General features: G+C 65.3%; 13 protein-coding genes. 3 read left to right on the top strand and 10 right to left on the bottom strand.

All coding sequences use genetic code 11. The features are described 5' to 3' along the window. Nucleotides 1–107 precede the first annotated feature (107 nt). The 3 genes from LB528_RS14410 (at nucleotide 108) to LB528_RS14400 (ending at nucleotide 3,966) form a co-directional block, all read left to right on the top strand. Nucleotides 108–989, top strand: a complete 882-nt coding sequence (locus tag LB528_RS14410; RefSeq protein WP_224715296.1) for a LysR family transcriptional regulator — start codon at nucleotides 108–110, stop codon at nucleotides 987–989. 377 nt (nucleotides 990–1,366) lie between these two features. Continuing rightward, entirely contained in the window at nucleotides 1,367–1,807 is a 441-nt protein-coding gene (locus LB528_RS14405) for a hypothetical protein (protein WP_224510937.1), read from the top strand. Next, entirely contained in the window at nucleotides 1,804–3,966 is a 2,163-nt protein-coding gene (locus tag LB528_RS14400; protein ID WP_224715295.1) for a phospholipase D-like domain-containing protein, read from the top strand. Before LB528_RS14405 ends, LB528_RS14400 begins: the two co-directional genes overlap by 4 nt. A 228-nt stretch (nucleotides 3,967–4,194) precedes the next feature. On the opposite strand, the gene LB528_RS14395 is transcribed toward LB528_RS14400, so the two are convergent. From LB528_RS14395 to rsfS, 10 genes are all read right to left on the bottom strand, one after another. Beyond that, nucleotides 4,195–5,586 (bottom strand): D-amino acid dehydrogenase, encoded by a 1,392-nt coding sequence (locus tag LB528_RS14395; protein WP_411962175.1) that lies wholly within the window; start codon nucleotides 5,584–5,586, stop codon nucleotides 4,195–4,197. Next, nucleotides 5,480–6,016 (bottom strand): nucleoside-diphosphate kinase, encoded by a 537-nt coding sequence (locus LB528_RS14390; RefSeq protein WP_224715293.1) that lies wholly within the window; start codon nucleotides 6,014–6,016, stop codon nucleotides 5,480–5,482. Before LB528_RS14390 ends, LB528_RS14395 begins: the two co-directional genes overlap by 107 nt. Beyond that, nucleotides 6,013–6,426, bottom strand: a complete 414-nt coding sequence (rnk, locus tag LB528_RS14385; protein ID WP_224715292.1) for a nucleoside diphosphate kinase regulator — start codon at nucleotides 6,424–6,426, stop codon at nucleotides 6,013–6,015. Before rnk ends, LB528_RS14390 begins: the two co-directional genes overlap by 4 nt. Nucleotides 6,427–6,698: 272 nt before the next feature. Further along, nucleotides 6,699–7,850, bottom strand: coding sequence for an alanine racemase (gene alr, locus LB528_RS14380; protein WP_224715291.1), 1,152 nt, complete (start codon nucleotides 7,848–7,850; stop codon nucleotides 6,699–6,701). A gap of 74 nt (nucleotides 7,851–7,924) precedes the next feature. Further along, nucleotides 7,925–8,440, bottom strand: coding sequence for an RNA pyrophosphohydrolase (locus LB528_RS14375; protein ID WP_263487255.1), 516 nt, complete (start codon nucleotides 8,438–8,440; stop codon nucleotides 7,925–7,927). A 49-nt stretch (nucleotides 8,441–8,489) separates the two neighbouring features. Beyond that, nucleotides 8,490–9,686, bottom strand: a complete 1,197-nt coding sequence (locus LB528_RS14370) for a divergent polysaccharide deacetylase family protein (RefSeq protein WP_224715290.1) — start codon at nucleotides 9,684–9,686, stop codon at nucleotides 8,490–8,492. A 181-nt stretch (nucleotides 9,687–9,867) separates the two neighbouring features. After that, entirely contained in the window at nucleotides 9,868–11,199 is a 1,332-nt protein-coding gene (locus LB528_RS14365) for a S41 family peptidase (protein ID WP_224510950.1), read from the bottom strand. A 1-nt stretch (nucleotide 11,200) separates the two neighbouring features. Further along, nucleotides 11,201–12,535, bottom strand: coding sequence for a murein hydrolase activator EnvC family protein (locus LB528_RS14360; protein WP_224715289.1), 1,335 nt, complete (start codon nucleotides 12,533–12,535; stop codon nucleotides 11,201–11,203). Nucleotides 12,536–12,737: 202 nt separating this feature from the next. After that, nucleotides 12,738–13,220, bottom strand: a complete 483-nt coding sequence (rlmH, locus tag LB528_RS14355) for a 23S rRNA (pseudouridine(1915)-N(3))-methyltransferase RlmH (protein ID WP_224510955.1) — start codon at nucleotides 13,218–13,220, stop codon at nucleotides 12,738–12,740. Nucleotides 13,221–13,280: 60 nt separating this feature from the next. Beyond that, nucleotides 13,281–13,658, bottom strand: a complete 378-nt coding sequence (gene rsfS / locus LB528_RS14350; RefSeq protein WP_224510956.1) for a ribosome silencing factor — start codon at nucleotides 13,656–13,658, stop codon at nucleotides 13,281–13,283. Nucleotides 13,659–13,882: the final 224 nt, after the last annotated feature.

Below are 13,882 nucleotides of genomic sequence, written 5' to 3'. Positions count from 1 at the left end.
GCGCCATCAAAGAAGCTGCCAATCTCCCCCCTTGCGGGGGAGATGTCCGGCAGGACAGAGGGGGGTGGGCAGGAACGCGGCGCTGCCGGTTAAAACGGATCACTCCCATGAACTGGGATGACGTCCGCATCTTCCTCGCCGTGGCGCGCGCCGGGCAGATCCTCGGTGCGGCCAAGCGCCTGGAGCTCAACCACGCTACCGTCTCGCGCCGCATCGCCGCGCTCGAGGAGGCGCTCCGCACAAAGCTCTTCCGCCGCCTGACCACCGGCAGCGAACTGACGCCTGCCGGCGAGCGCTTTCTCGACATAGCCGAGCGCATGGAAGGCGACATGATCGCCGCGCGCTCGGCCATTGCCGGCGAGGGCGACGACGTTTCGGGCACAGTGCGCATCGGCGCGCCTGACGGCTTTGGCGTCGCCTTCCTGGCAAAGCGGCTGGGCGAGCTGACTGCGCTGCACCGCGAGCTCACCATTCAGCTGGTGCCGGTGCCGCGCTCCTTCTCGCTGTCCAGGCGCGAAGCCGATATCGCGATCACCGTCGAGCGGCCGACCGAAGGCCGGCTGGTGGCGGGCAAGCTGGTCGATTACACGCTCGGCCTCTTCGCCTCCCGCACCTATGCCGAAGCCAACGGCCTGCCGAAAGTGCCGGCCGAGCTCGGCCGGCACACGCTGATCGGCTATGTGCCGGACCTCATCGTCAGCCCCTCGCTCGACTATGCTGCCGAGTTCAGCCCCGAATGGCGCACCAGCTTCGCCATCTCCTCGGCGCTCGGCCAGGCCGAAGCGGTGCGCTCCGGCGCGGGCATCGGCATCCTGCACACCTTCGTCGCCCGTTCGATGCCGGAGCTGGTGCCGGTCGACATCGTCGCGCCCATCCGCCGCGCCTACTGGCTGGTCTATCATGAATCGGTGCGGCCGCTGCGCCGCGTCCAGCTCGTCGCCAACTTCATCACCAAGGCGGTGGAACGCGAGCGCGGTCTTTTTGTCTAATCCGCTTGTCTAATCCGCGTCGGGCACGAACGAGCTCACGATCTTGTTGGCCTCATCCGCAAGCGGCGCCCATTTGCGCGCCGCCGCAAAGAGAAAAAGACGCATCCAAAGTCCCCTCGCTGCGGCGATCCTATCACAGGCAGTTGGTCGTTGCCGCCTTGCCTGCGCCACAAATTCGGCGACTGTGGCACCAGCGCGCTTCGCCATGCCATGATGGAGCGCTGGAGCAATTCCAGGAAAAGCATGAGCGGTTAGGCTCGGCGCCTTCGCCGTAGCCTTCCGTCTGGAATTGCGTCAAACAAAGAGATAGAGCGGTTCGCCTTTCCGTGAAACGGTGAAACGCTCTGGGGGACAATCTTCGGAACGCCGGCGGAGAAATGCGAGCCGTTCTTGCCATTCTGCCGCTGCTTTTCCTGTCGGGCTGCGCCAATCCCTGGACGAAGGTTCCGGAAGCAGAACTGCCGAAGCCGATCCGCTATGCCATGTCGCGCCCCTCGCCTTTCGTCATCGGCAATTATTGCGGCCCTGGCACGCGCACCGGCGATCTGTCGGCCAAGCCGGTCGACCGTCTCGATGCCGCCTGCCGGGTCCACGACGCCTGCTACATTGCCCGGCACAATCATTGCGACTGCGACGGCGCGCTCGTCGCTTCCGCCAGGAAGATACGCGACGACAGGACGGCGCCGCGCAAGATGCGCAGCGAAGCCGGGCTGCTGATCGCCACTTTCGCCTTTCCCGTCTGCAGGATCTTTCCACAAGGCTTCCTGCCGCCACGTGATCCTGCCGAGCTCAAGGCCATGAACGGGGCGGCCGGATGAGCCTCAGGTCGACTGTCGCCAAGGCATTGCTTGGGTTGGCGCTGGCAGCATTTGCCGGTTGCGCCGGCATGCCTGGACATTCGGCCTGCGCCGTCTTTCCGGGCGACGACGCCTGCGGCCGCCTGCCTGTCTCCGCGGACAGCGGCGGCGAGGAGATAGCCGAGGCGCATTATTTCGCGAACGACGGCAACAGCGCCTACGAGAAACAGTTCCAGGCACTGCTCGCGCAAAGCCGCCTCGATGCGCTCGACCGCGCCAACGGCACAGGCCGCTTCGGCCGCGACTGGCGCGATGTCCAGAACAGCGGCTTCCATGCGACCTATCCAGCGCTGCAGCGGTTGGCCAAAGCGCTCGACGACACTGAACTCACGCCGGCACAAGGCAGGCCGGGCGAGGGCAGGTTCGCCGGCCGCTGGCGCGTGTCGCGGCAGACGCTCTATCTCGACGCCGCCGCGCGGCCCTTGGCGCCCAAGACCTTCAGCTTCTCGGGCCTCGAGGCGCGTTCGGTCGAGATCGTGCTGCGCCAGGCAGGTCAGCAGCCTATCGAAGTCGGCGGCACCTGCAACGGCTCGCTCGCGATCCGCGCATCGGGCCGATCCATCACGGTAGCCAAGGCCGCGCCACTCCATCTCAGCCTGCCGGCCGACGAGACCTCGGTCAGCCTGTTTCCGGACCAGGCGGTGACCCGCTGCGATCTTCGCGTCACCTCGACCCTGGCACCGGCCGGCGCGCCGCTGATCCTGCTGCGGGAGGAGAGCGCCGATCCCTGGATCGCGAGGCTCGACAGCCGCTACGACCGATGTCCGGTGCCCGATCCGGCGGGTATGGAGGAGCTCGACCGCGCCTTCTATGCCGGCCGCTGGCTTTCGCAGACCTGTGCGCTGCCATTGGGGTCGCCGACCCTGCTGCGCAAATCGCGCGACGGCTTCAATGCCAAGGTCGAAGCCCTGCTCGGCAGGACGCTGCCGGACAGGGCCTTCGACAGGGCGGACCCCGAGCTGCCGCTCGATTTCTCCAACGCGCCGAAGCTCAGGCTGATCTATCTGTCGTCGCTGGAGTTCAAGGCAGACTTCTCCGGCCGTATCATGGAGCGGCTGATCCGCCATCACGCGGCACTTGGCACCAAGGTGCGCATCCTGGTCACCGACGTGCTGGAGCGGGAGAAGGACGACGCCCTGCTGCACCGGCTGGTAGCCGAATTCCCCAATGTCGAGTTGCAGGAATATCGCTGGCAAGCCGATCGCGGCGCGCCTTTCGACGAGCAGTTCTCCCAACTGCACAAGACCCACCACATCAAGATGCTGGCGACGCTGGCCGAGCAGCCCGGACGCTCGCGCCTCATCATCGGCGGCCGTAACATCCATGACGGTTTTCTGTTCCACAAACCGGTCGACCTGACCCGCTATCCGAAGCTGGAACAATACGGCAGGACCGACGGCTTTTCGCTGAACTATTATTCCAACTGGAGCGACTTCGACATCGAGATCGCCGACCCGGCGACCGTCGAGACGCTGGCAGCGCATCTGTCGACCGTCTGGCTGCGCGATGCCGACACCAATTTGTCGCGGCCGTTCTCCGTTCCGGTCCGTTCCGGCGCGGCACCGCGCGGCGTCGCCCGGCATTTCATTTCCGTACCTTATGAGGACGGGCACGCGCTGGAGGCCTATTTCGTCGAACTGATCGACACCGCCGAGCATCGCATCGAGATCGTTAATCCCTACCTCAACCTGACGCCCGATATCGCCCGGGCTTTCGACCGGGCGCTGGCCAGGGGCGTCAAGATCGATGTGGTCGGCCGCATCGATCTCAAGGGCGATATTGGCGGCCGGTTCCTCACCGCGCTCAACAAGCTGTTCGTCGAGAAATATGGCGACCGCATCAACATCCGCGAGTTCAAGGCGCCGGATGTCGTCTTGCATTCCAAGATCATGATGATCGACGAGAGGCTGGTCGCAATCTCCTCGGTCAATCTCAACAACCGCAGCTTCTTCCATGACTCGGAGAACGGCATGGTCGTGCTCGATCCGGCCTTCTACCGCCGCATGAAGCCGGTCTACGACGATTACCTCGCCCATTCGCGCCCGGTCGCCAGCAATGTCACGATCGGCTGGGCCTACCGGCTGCTGTTCAGCGACAGCTGGGTCAGGGAGGCGTTCTGATCGCCAACCGCTGATATGAATTAAGGTGTGTTGAGATTCAGGTCAGGCCGAGTCGAAAATGACGATCTCGAGAACTGGCCTACACCGGCCGTAGCCTTCATAGAGCGGAGACCCTGATGAGGGCTTCGGCCGGCGTAGGCCGGAGCGGAGCGTACTTGAAGTACGTGAGCACCGGCAGCGCAGGAGATCGGCATTTGCAGGCCGGCCTCACCTGAATATCAGCGCACCTTAAATGGGTTTCAGATACCGTTCCGGGCTCAGGTCGCGCGCGTTGATCTCCGGCACCCGGTTGGACATGATGTCGGCCAGCACCTTGGCCGAACCGCAGGCCATGGTCCAGCCGAGCGTGCCGTGGCCGGTATTGAGGTAGAGATTGGCAACCTCGCTCAGTCCGACCAAGGGCGGTCCGTCCGGCGTCATCGGCCGCAAGCCGCACCAGAAGCTCGCCGCCTTGAGGTCGCCGCCGCCGGGGAAGAGGTCGCCGACCGAATGCTCCAGCGTGCGGCGGCGCGATTCATGCAGGCGAAGATCATAACCCGATATCTCCGCTGTGCCGCCGACGCGGATGCGGTCGCCGAGCCTGGTGACCGCCACCTTGTAGGTCTCGTCCATGACCGTCGACACAGGCGCGGCGTCGGCATTGGTGATCGGCACGGTGATCGAATAGCCCTTTACCGGATAGACCGGAATCGGCCGCCCCAGCGAGCGCATGAATTGCGCGGAATAGCTGCCCATCGCCATCACGAAGGCGTCCGCCGTTCTCCATCCGCCGTCCGAAAGCACATTGGTGAGGCGGTTGCGGTTCCTGACGATGCGCCGGATGGTCGAGCCGTATTCGAAGGTCACGCCGCGCGCCACGCAGAGCTCGGCTAGCTTGTCGGTGAACATCTTGCAGTCGCCGGTCTCGTCGCCCGGAAGCCTGAGGCCGCCGACGAATTTCTCACGCACCGCCGCAAGCGCCGGCTCGGCGGCGACACAGCCGTCGCGGCCGAGGATCTCGTAGGGCACGCCATATTTCTTCAGCACCTCGACGTCGCCGCCGGTGCCGTCGAGCTGCTTCTGCTTGCGGAAGAGCTGCAGCGTGCCTTTGGTCCGTTCGTCGTAAGTGATGCCGGTCGCCTCGCGCAGCGCCTTCAGTGTGTCGCGGCTGTATTCGGCAAGCGGCACCATGCGCGACTTGTTGAGCGCGTAGCGCTCGGCCGTGCAGTTGCGCAGCATCTTGAGGAGCCAGCTCCACATATTCGGGTCGAAGGCCGGCCGCACCACCAGCGGGCCATATTTCATCAACAGCCATTTGACGGCTTTGATCGGGATGCCCGGACCGGCCCAGGGCGAGGCATAGCCCGGCGACACTTCGCCCGCATTGGCGAAGCTGGTTTCGAGCGCCGGCCCCGGCTGGCGATCATAGACGGTCACTTCGTGACCGGCCTCGGCGAGGAAGTAGGCGGTGGTGACCCCGATCACGCCGCCGCCCAGCACGATGACTTTCATTCTATGCTCCCTCAAAGGCCGATCATGCCGCCGAAGGGCCCGGATCGTCCCCGCCTGTCTGCCGGATTCTGCCGCGCCCGCCAAGGGGCCAGTCAGCGGCAGGCACGCTGTGGACCAGCTTGAGACCATGGCGAGGTCGTTCGGCGGCGCGCTCCTGCGCCTCCCGCCGCGCGGCCTCCGGCTGATAGGCCACATCCTCGAGAAGCACCTCTTCGGCGGGACCGTCGGGCCGGTCGGCTAGCGCCGATTGGCCCGCCTTCATGCCAAGCAGGCAGAGGCCGAGCCACGTGGCGACCGGCAGGCCGGAGCCGACGGGAGCGGATGCTTCGGCCTGCACCAGCGTGCGCGTTTGCGATGAACCGCCGCCGACCCGGAAAATCAGCCGGCTGTTGAGCGTGGCAAAGTCGGGCTCGACAGCCCCTGTCGCAATGACACGGCTGTCGGCGAGCTTGCGCTCGAGCATCGGCGCGACCGGATCGGCGAACGCGCGACGGCGCATCAGCATCGCCTCAATCACCGCGAAGTCCTTGGCCGTCAGGCGGTAGAGGGTCCTGGTCATGGCGCCCTCCGCGCTTGTTCGACGGCGTGGATCGTTGCCGAGAGAACCCGGCTGTCGCGGCTGCGCCAGGAAACCGTGCATCCCGCCTGCGCGCCGATCAGCGCGGTTCCAAGCGGCGTCAGCACCGATATGCGTCTTTCGGCAATGTCGGCCTCCGCTGGATAGACCAGCGTCACCGTCTGAAGGCTTCCTTCCGGGTCCTGAAGCGTCAGGGTCGAGCCCATCCGCACCACGTCGGCGGGCATTACCGCCTCGGCGGCGACCCTGGCGCGATCCATCTCGGCAAGCAGGTCCTCGGCCATTTCGGGCGTCCGCTCGAGAAAGGCCCTGGCGAGACTGCTCAGCCGGTCGTGATCCGCCGTGCTGACAAGGATGGTGTTTCGCGAACGCGATTGCGTTGCTGCATGCATGGCATACCTCATGTGCTGGCGCATCGGTTTCCGAATGCGCGCAAGCCGCCACGTCCAAGGCGGCGAACAAAACCGGACCGCAAAGGGCCTCAGCTCGACGACAATGTCTGGAATTAAACGCCCCGGTTCACGCGTCCGCCGGCATTGGCGGCCACGCCGGGGCTACGCTCCCGCGATGGGGCAAACCCTGAAGCAGGTTTTGGTATAAGCGAGGCTGCTCATGCCCCGACCCTTGCCGAGAAGCCCCGGCTTGTCAAGCAAAGGCGCCTGCCTCAACCCCCGATGTAGCGGCGGTGAAAGCGCGCACCCAGGCTGGTCAATATCTCGTAGCCGATCGTGCCGGCATGGCCGGCCACGTCATCGACGCTTTGTGATGGACCGATGAGCTCGACGAGGTCGCCCTCACCAAGCCCGCCGGCGGGAAGCGCCGAGACGTCGAGAATGATCGAGTCCATCGATACGCGCCCGACGAAGGGCAGCCGCACGCCCTCGAACCAGGCGGCTGAGGCGGCGCGCCGGGGCCAGCCATCGCCATAGCCCAGCGAAATAGTTGCCAGCCTGAGCGGTCCGTCCGCATGATGGCTGTGGCCATACCCGATGCCGGCGCCGGCGCCGACCTCCCGCGTCTGCGCCACCTTGGCGTGCAGCCGTATGACCGGCAGCATCGGGTTGGGTGCATTGGGCGTCGGGTTGACGCCGTAGAGCGCTGCTCCCGGCCGAGCCAGGTCGTAATGATAGGCCGGTCCGAGAAAGATGCCGGACGAGTTGGCTAGGGAGGCTGGCGCCGCTGGCAGCATCTTACGCAGCCGTTCGAATTCGCGCCGCTGCCTCTCGTTCGCCGCCTGTTGCGGCTCGTCGGCGCGGGCGAGATGGCTCATCACATATCGGATGTCGATGCCATGGAATGCGCCCGCCTCCCCCGCGACCGCCTCGACTTCCGCCGGCGCCATGCCGAGCCTGGCCATGCCGCTGTCGACCTGGATGGCGGCAGGCAGGCTTTCGCCCATGCCCCTCACGGTCTCACGCCAGGCCTTCAGTTGCATGGCGCTGTTGATGACCGGGCAAAGCCCGGCCGCCACGGCCTCCGGTTCCGAGCCGGGCGGCAGCCCGTTCAGCACGAAAATGTCCGGCCCCGGCCCCATCGACTTGCGCAACGCGATGCCCTCGCCGAGCAGCGCGACGAAGAAGATGTCGCAGCCCTCTTTCGCCAGCGCCGTCGCCGCTTGGGCGGCGCCAAGCCCATAGCCGTCGGCCTTGAGCACGCCGGCACAGCGGACGCCGCTCAGCCGCGCCTTCAGCCGGCGGTAGTTCTCGCGGATGGCCCCGAGGTCGATCGTCAGGATCGCGCCGGCGGCCGCCTCGCTGACCGCAGAACCAATGTTTGCATCATGTGCCGGAAAACCGCGTCCGGTGTCGTCGTTCATGGCGACCCCCGCTTATTGCATCGGGAATCAATACGGCCATCAAGCCGGCGCGACAACCGGGCGGATGGGGTCAGTCAGGGAGCCAGGTGTTGGAAGGCGGCCACCACCTGCTCATAGACCATGCGCTTGAACGGCACGATCAGGTCGGGAAGCTCCCGCATCGGCCGCCACGCCCATTCGTCGAATTCGGCCGTGTGGCCACCGGGCGGCGGGTTGATCGCGATCTCGCTTTCATCGCCCTCGAAACGATAGGCGAACCATTTCTGCGTCTGGCCGCGATAGCGGCCCTTGAAGGCGACGCCGACCAGATGCGGCGGCAGGTCGTAATTGATCCAGTGCGGCGCCTCGGCCAGCAACGACACGCTGCGCATGCCGGTTTCTTCGTAGAGCTCGCGCCCGGCGGCCTCGATCGGCTCTTCGCCCTTGTCGATGCCGCCCTGCGGCATCTGCCAAAGCTGCGTCGTGCCGGCGAACTCGCTGTCCGGTTCGGGGATGCGGTGCCCAACCCAGACCAGGCCGGCTTTGTTGAGGATCATCAGCCCGACGCACGGACGGTAAGGCAGCGTTTCGGGATCGATCTTCTTGACCATAAGGATTTCCAGCCGTTTTGAGAATTGACTGCGGCAAGGCGGGAGAGCGTTATCTCTTTTGCGGATCGATGGCCACCGCCGAGATCGGCACGATCTCGATGCCTCGCTTCTTCGCTTCGGCAATCCAGGACGTCACCGTGTCGACGGTGATGTCGAAAGCCGAACCGATGCCTACCGCGCTGCCCTTGGCCCGCGCCGTTGCTTCCAAGCTGTCCAGCTTCTTCAGGATTTCGCCGCGGTCCTGCACGGCATCGATCGCCATGTCGCCGGCGATGAAGGGAACGCCGTCCTTCAAGGCAAGCTCAGGCGCAACGCTGCGCGCGGAAGACCCGTCGTCGATATAGGCAAGCCCCCGCTTGCCAAGCTCGGCCATGAACGGTTCCATCGCCGCAGCGTCGGCCGAGAAACGCGCGCCCATATAGTTCATGACCCCGGTGTAGTTTGTCGTGCGCGACAGCGCCCAGTGCAGACTCTTCAGGTTCTCCCCGGGGCTGGCCGACACCGTCAGCGTGTTGCGGCCCGGATTGACGCTGGGATAATCGAACGGCTCGAGCGGCACCTGCATGACGATCTCATGCCCGCTCTGCCTTGCCGCTTGCATCCAGCGGCCGATGCTGTTGCCCTGCGGCGCGAATGCCAGCGTCACCTCGGCCGGCAGCTTGGCGATCGCGGCTTGCGTCCCGGTCTGCGAGACGGCGAGCCCGCCGATGACGATCGCCACCCGTGCCCCGCGCGCGCCGGACCATGGCCGCGCATAGACGTCGAAGGGCCGCCGACCGTCGGCGGAGCGCATCGGCAGCGGACCGGTGTCACCGGTCTCGATCAGCGCCCTGTCCGGGATATGGGCGACCTTGAGATTCTGGCCGAGCGTCGCGGGGTCGCGGATGACGATCGCGGCCTTCGGCGGGCCGTCGCCCTCCTCGGTCTGGACGTGGATGATCTGCGGGCCGCCGCTCTTCATCGGCGTGCTGGCCTGCGGCGCAGCCGAAACCGGAGCCGGCGCGGGCGCCGGCGCCGCTGCCGCCGGAGGAGCAGGCTCAGCCGTGACCTTCGGCGTCGACACGGCCACTTCTTCCGGCTTGCGGAACGGCCTTTCACGCAGCGCAATAGCGCCGGAAACACCGATCACGCCAAGCACGGCCAGCACAGCGGCGAGCGAGCCGGAGCCGATGCCACGCGAAGCCTTGCGCTGAGGCCGGAGCGTCTGTCCGAGCGGGCGTTCGATGTCCTTGCCGATCTCAGCCAAGTCGTTTCCCCGGAGCACGTCAGGGTCACTTTTTCGTGACCTCTCGCGTAAGCTTCACAATCGCTGGCGCGATACCCCACACGCGTAGCGCCCCAACCGCAGTCCCCGAATCAAACTGCCGGAACCTCGCGGCCCCGGCAGCATTGCATTGCTTCGCGCAGCCGGCCAGACCCGGACCGCATTACTGGTTCAGCACAGCCTTGTCCGGGTTCGGCGGGAACGACGGATCGGTCTTCTCGCCGCGCAGAAGCTGCTCGGCATAGATCAGTTGCAGGTCGTTCTTCGGATCAGGCGGCACATAGGCTGCCGAGCCCGAGCCGGTGGAACTCTCGTCGGCGCCCTTGATGTGGCCCTTGAGGTCGGATTCGCCACGGGTCAGGTCGCGGCCCTGGAGATCCGGCGGCAGCGGCTGATCGACTTTGATGTCGGGCGTGATGCCCTTGCCCTGGATCGACTTGCCCGACGGCGTGTAATAGAGCGCCGTCGTGAGCCGGAGCGCGCCATTCTCGCCGAGCGGAATGATGGTCTGCACCGAGCCCTTGCCGAAGGACTGCGTGCCGACCACCGTGACGCGGCGCAGGTCCTGCAGCGCGCCGGCGACGATTTCGGACGCACTCGCCGAACCGCCATTGATCAGCACGATCATCGGCTTGCCGTTGATATCGTCGACCTGCTTCGGCTTGGCGTCGAAGCGGGTGACGTCTTTCGGATCGCGGCCGCGCGTCGAGACGATCTCGCCGCGCTTGAGAAAGGCGTCCGACACGCTCACCGCCTGGTCGAGCAGGCCGCCCGGATTGAGGCGCAGGTCGAGCACATAGCCCTTCAGCTTGTCGTTCGGCACCTGCTTCTTGATGTTCTCGATGGCATTCTCGAGATCGTCATAGGTCTTCTCGGTGAAGGAGGTGATCTTCATGTAGCCGATGTCGTTCTCGACCCGGTACTTCACCGCCTTGACCTTGATGATGTCGCGCACCACCGTCAGCTCGATCGGCTTGTCGGCGCCCTGCCGCAGGATGGTGAGCTTGATCGGCGTGTTGACCGGCCCGCGCATCTTCTCGACCGCGTCGTTGAGCGTGAGGCCGCGAACCTCCTCGCCGTCGATCTTGGCGATGTAGTCGCCCGACAGCACACCCGCCTTGGCGGCCGGCGTGTCGTCGATCGGCGTGATCACTTTGACAAGGTCGTTCTCCATGGTGACCTCGATGCCGAGGCCGCCGAACTCGCCCTTGGTCTGCACGCGCATGTCCTGCGCCTGCTCGGCGTTCATATAGGAGGAGTGCGGGTCGAGCGAGGACAGCATGCCGTTGATGGCATTCTCGACGAGCGACTTGTCGTCCGGCGGCGTCACATAATTGGCGCGCACGCGCTCGAAGATGTCGCCGAAGATCGCCAGCTGCTTGTAGGTTTCCGAACCCGCAGCGTTCGCCGCCGAACCCGGTGCGCCGTAGACCAGGCTCATTGCCGATGCGCCCATCAGCGCGCCGGCAAACAGAAGCGACAGTTTCCGCATCATTTCACGTCCTTCCAGAGAATCGGTCCGCCCACCATGGGGCCGGATCGACGGGTTTTCCATCCTTGCGGAACTCTACATAGAGTTCCGGTGTCGCATTTCCATTCCGCGAGGCCGAGGTGCTTGCCACCCGAGCCTCTCCCATCGCGCCGATCGGCTCTCCTGCGAGCACCGACTGTCCGGTCGCGACGCTGATTCTGCTCATCCCCGCCAGAACGACATGATACCCGTCGCCCGCATTGAGGATCAAGAGTTGACCATAGGAGCGAAACGGCCCCGCATAAAGCACGTTTCCATCCGCCGGCGCGGTGACGATGGCTCCCGATTGTGTCGCAACCATGTCGCCTTGCATCGCCGCGCCATTGCCGTCGTCGGCGCCGAAACGCAGTTTGATCTTGCCGATGACCGGCAGCGCGATCTGGCCTTGCAATGCCGAGAACGGCGCCGATCCCGTGAGGCGGTTCGCCTCCGGCACCGGCAGCGCGGCGAGCTCGGTGGTCGAGGCCGTTGTGTCGGAGTCGGTTGATTTGCGCTCGCCCGCCTTGGCCTGGTCCTGCGCCTTGCGCGCCTTGTCGGCCTCCAGCGAGGCGATCAGGTCCTTGAGGCTGCTCGCCTTCGCCGCCAGCTGCTGCGAATGCTGCTGCTCTGCCGCCATCGCGGCCTGGGTGTCGGCCTGCAGCTTCTTCTTGGCTTCGAGCAGCATGGTGAGCCGCTTCTTCTCCGCCGTCTGGTCGGTGACGGCGGTGGCGAGCCTGGCCCGCTCGGCCTCGATCGAGGCCGTCACACGCGTCTGCTCCTTGAGATCGGCCATCAGCCGGTCGGTCTGCTGGCGCAGTTCCGGCACCACCGCGCCGAGCAGGATGGCGCTGCGCACCGACGACAGCGCATCCTCGGGCTTGACCAGGATCGCCGGCGGCGGATTGAGCCCCATGCGCTGCAGGGCCCCCAGCACTTCGGCCAGCACGTCGCGCCGCGCCATGAGCGAGGCGCGCAGCTTGTTTTGCTCGGCCTTCAGCCCTTCGAGCTTGGCGCCGATGTCCTCGATGTCCTGCCCGAGCTTCTGCTCCGTCATCGCCGACTGGATGAGGGCTGCGGTGATCGAGGCATAGTCCTTCCGCACCGAAGCGATGTCGGCGGCGAGCTTGGCCAGCCGCTCCGACGAGAGCGTGATTTCCTTGGAAACCTGCTCGTACTCGGCGCGGCTTTGATCCGGATCTGGCGCGAGGTCGAGCGCGTTCTCGGTCGCCCGAACCGGCCCGAGCGCGACCAGGGCGGCGGCAAGCGTCAAGCCGCAGCGGCTGCGCCAGGTGCGCGTAATCGAAGTCCAGCCTTCAGACATCAGGCCTCTAATCTATCCGCCGCTTCGTTAACGAACCATCAACCATGTTGGAAGCGCCGCTCAGAGCAATTCCAGGAAAAGTGCGTAGCGTAACGGTTTTCCGTCCGGAATTGCGTAAAACAGAAATACCCCGTTGCCGCGCGATTGAGGCAGAAATTCTGGCGCGGGCCGGCAATTCCCAGCTTCTTGGCCGTCGAGCCATTCACGAACGATGATACGGGTGCCCCGCCAGGATCGTCGCAATCCGGTAAAGCTGCTCGCCCAGCATGACGCGCACCAGCTGGTGCGGCCAGGTCAGCGCGCCGAAGGACAGCACCAGGTCCGCCTGCTCGCGCAAGGATTTGTCATGGCCGTCGGCGCCGCCGATGGCGACGACCAGCGCCTTGCGGCCGCCGTCGCGCAACTGGCCGATGCGGGTGGCCAGGTCTTCCGACGAAACCGACTTGCCGCGTTCGTCGAGCAGGATGAGAACGGTACCGGCCTGCAACTGCGCCTGCAGCTTCTCGGCTTCCTCGCGGCGGCGCTCGGCGGCGCTCTGTCCGCGGCTCTCGGGGACCTCGACAATGCCGGCAAACTCCAGCCCGACCGCGGGCCCGCTCTTGGCGAAGCGCTCGAAATAGCGCTCGGCGAGTTCTCTCTCGGGGCCGGTCTTCATCCGGCCCACGGCATGAACGGTGATCTTCATCCTCGCCCCGGCAAGCTTCCTAATGCGTACCGTGACGGTTCACGGCACGCGGATTAAGGCTCAGTGCAAGGTCTCTTCCTCCAGGTCCGGCGCCTGCCACATCTTTTCGAGATTGTAGAATTCGCGGACTTCGGGGCGGAAGACATGGACGATGATGTCGCCCGAATCGATGAGGACCCAGTCGGCGCTGGCCAGCCCCTCGACGCGCGCGTTGCCGAGGCCGGCATCCTTCAGCGCCTTGAGGAGATGATCGGCGACAGCCGAGACATGACGGTGCGACCGACCCGAGGCGATGACCATATAGTCGCCGAGGCTCGATTTTCCCTGGATGTCGATTGAGACGATGTTTTCGGCCTTGGAGTCTTCCAGACTGGCAAGGACTGTGTCGATGGCGAGGAACGCAGCGTCGTTTCCGCTGATCCCGGCCGGCGAAGGCATGATGTCAGCCTTCTTCCGCAGTGCTGTTCTCAGTGTGTTTCCTTTCCCAACAAGAACAACCAAATCACCCATGCAAATCAGGTGACACCACTTAGATAGGCAGAGTTGCATTGCAGTTTCAAGACGACCGCCCGAAAGTGTGATCTCCACGCAATGGTCCAGGAGGTCTTCCGCGACGCTGCAAAAGGCGGAACCGATCCCGGGCGCACGGGTTATCGGCGCAC

This window comes from Mesorhizobium sp. CA4, from assembly GCF_020165075.1.
In the GTDB taxonomy this organism is placed as follows: Bacteria; Pseudomonadota; Alphaproteobacteria; order Rhizobiales; family Rhizobiaceae; genus Mesorhizobium.
This window is presented reverse-complemented; position numbering and strand designations above follow the sequence as displayed.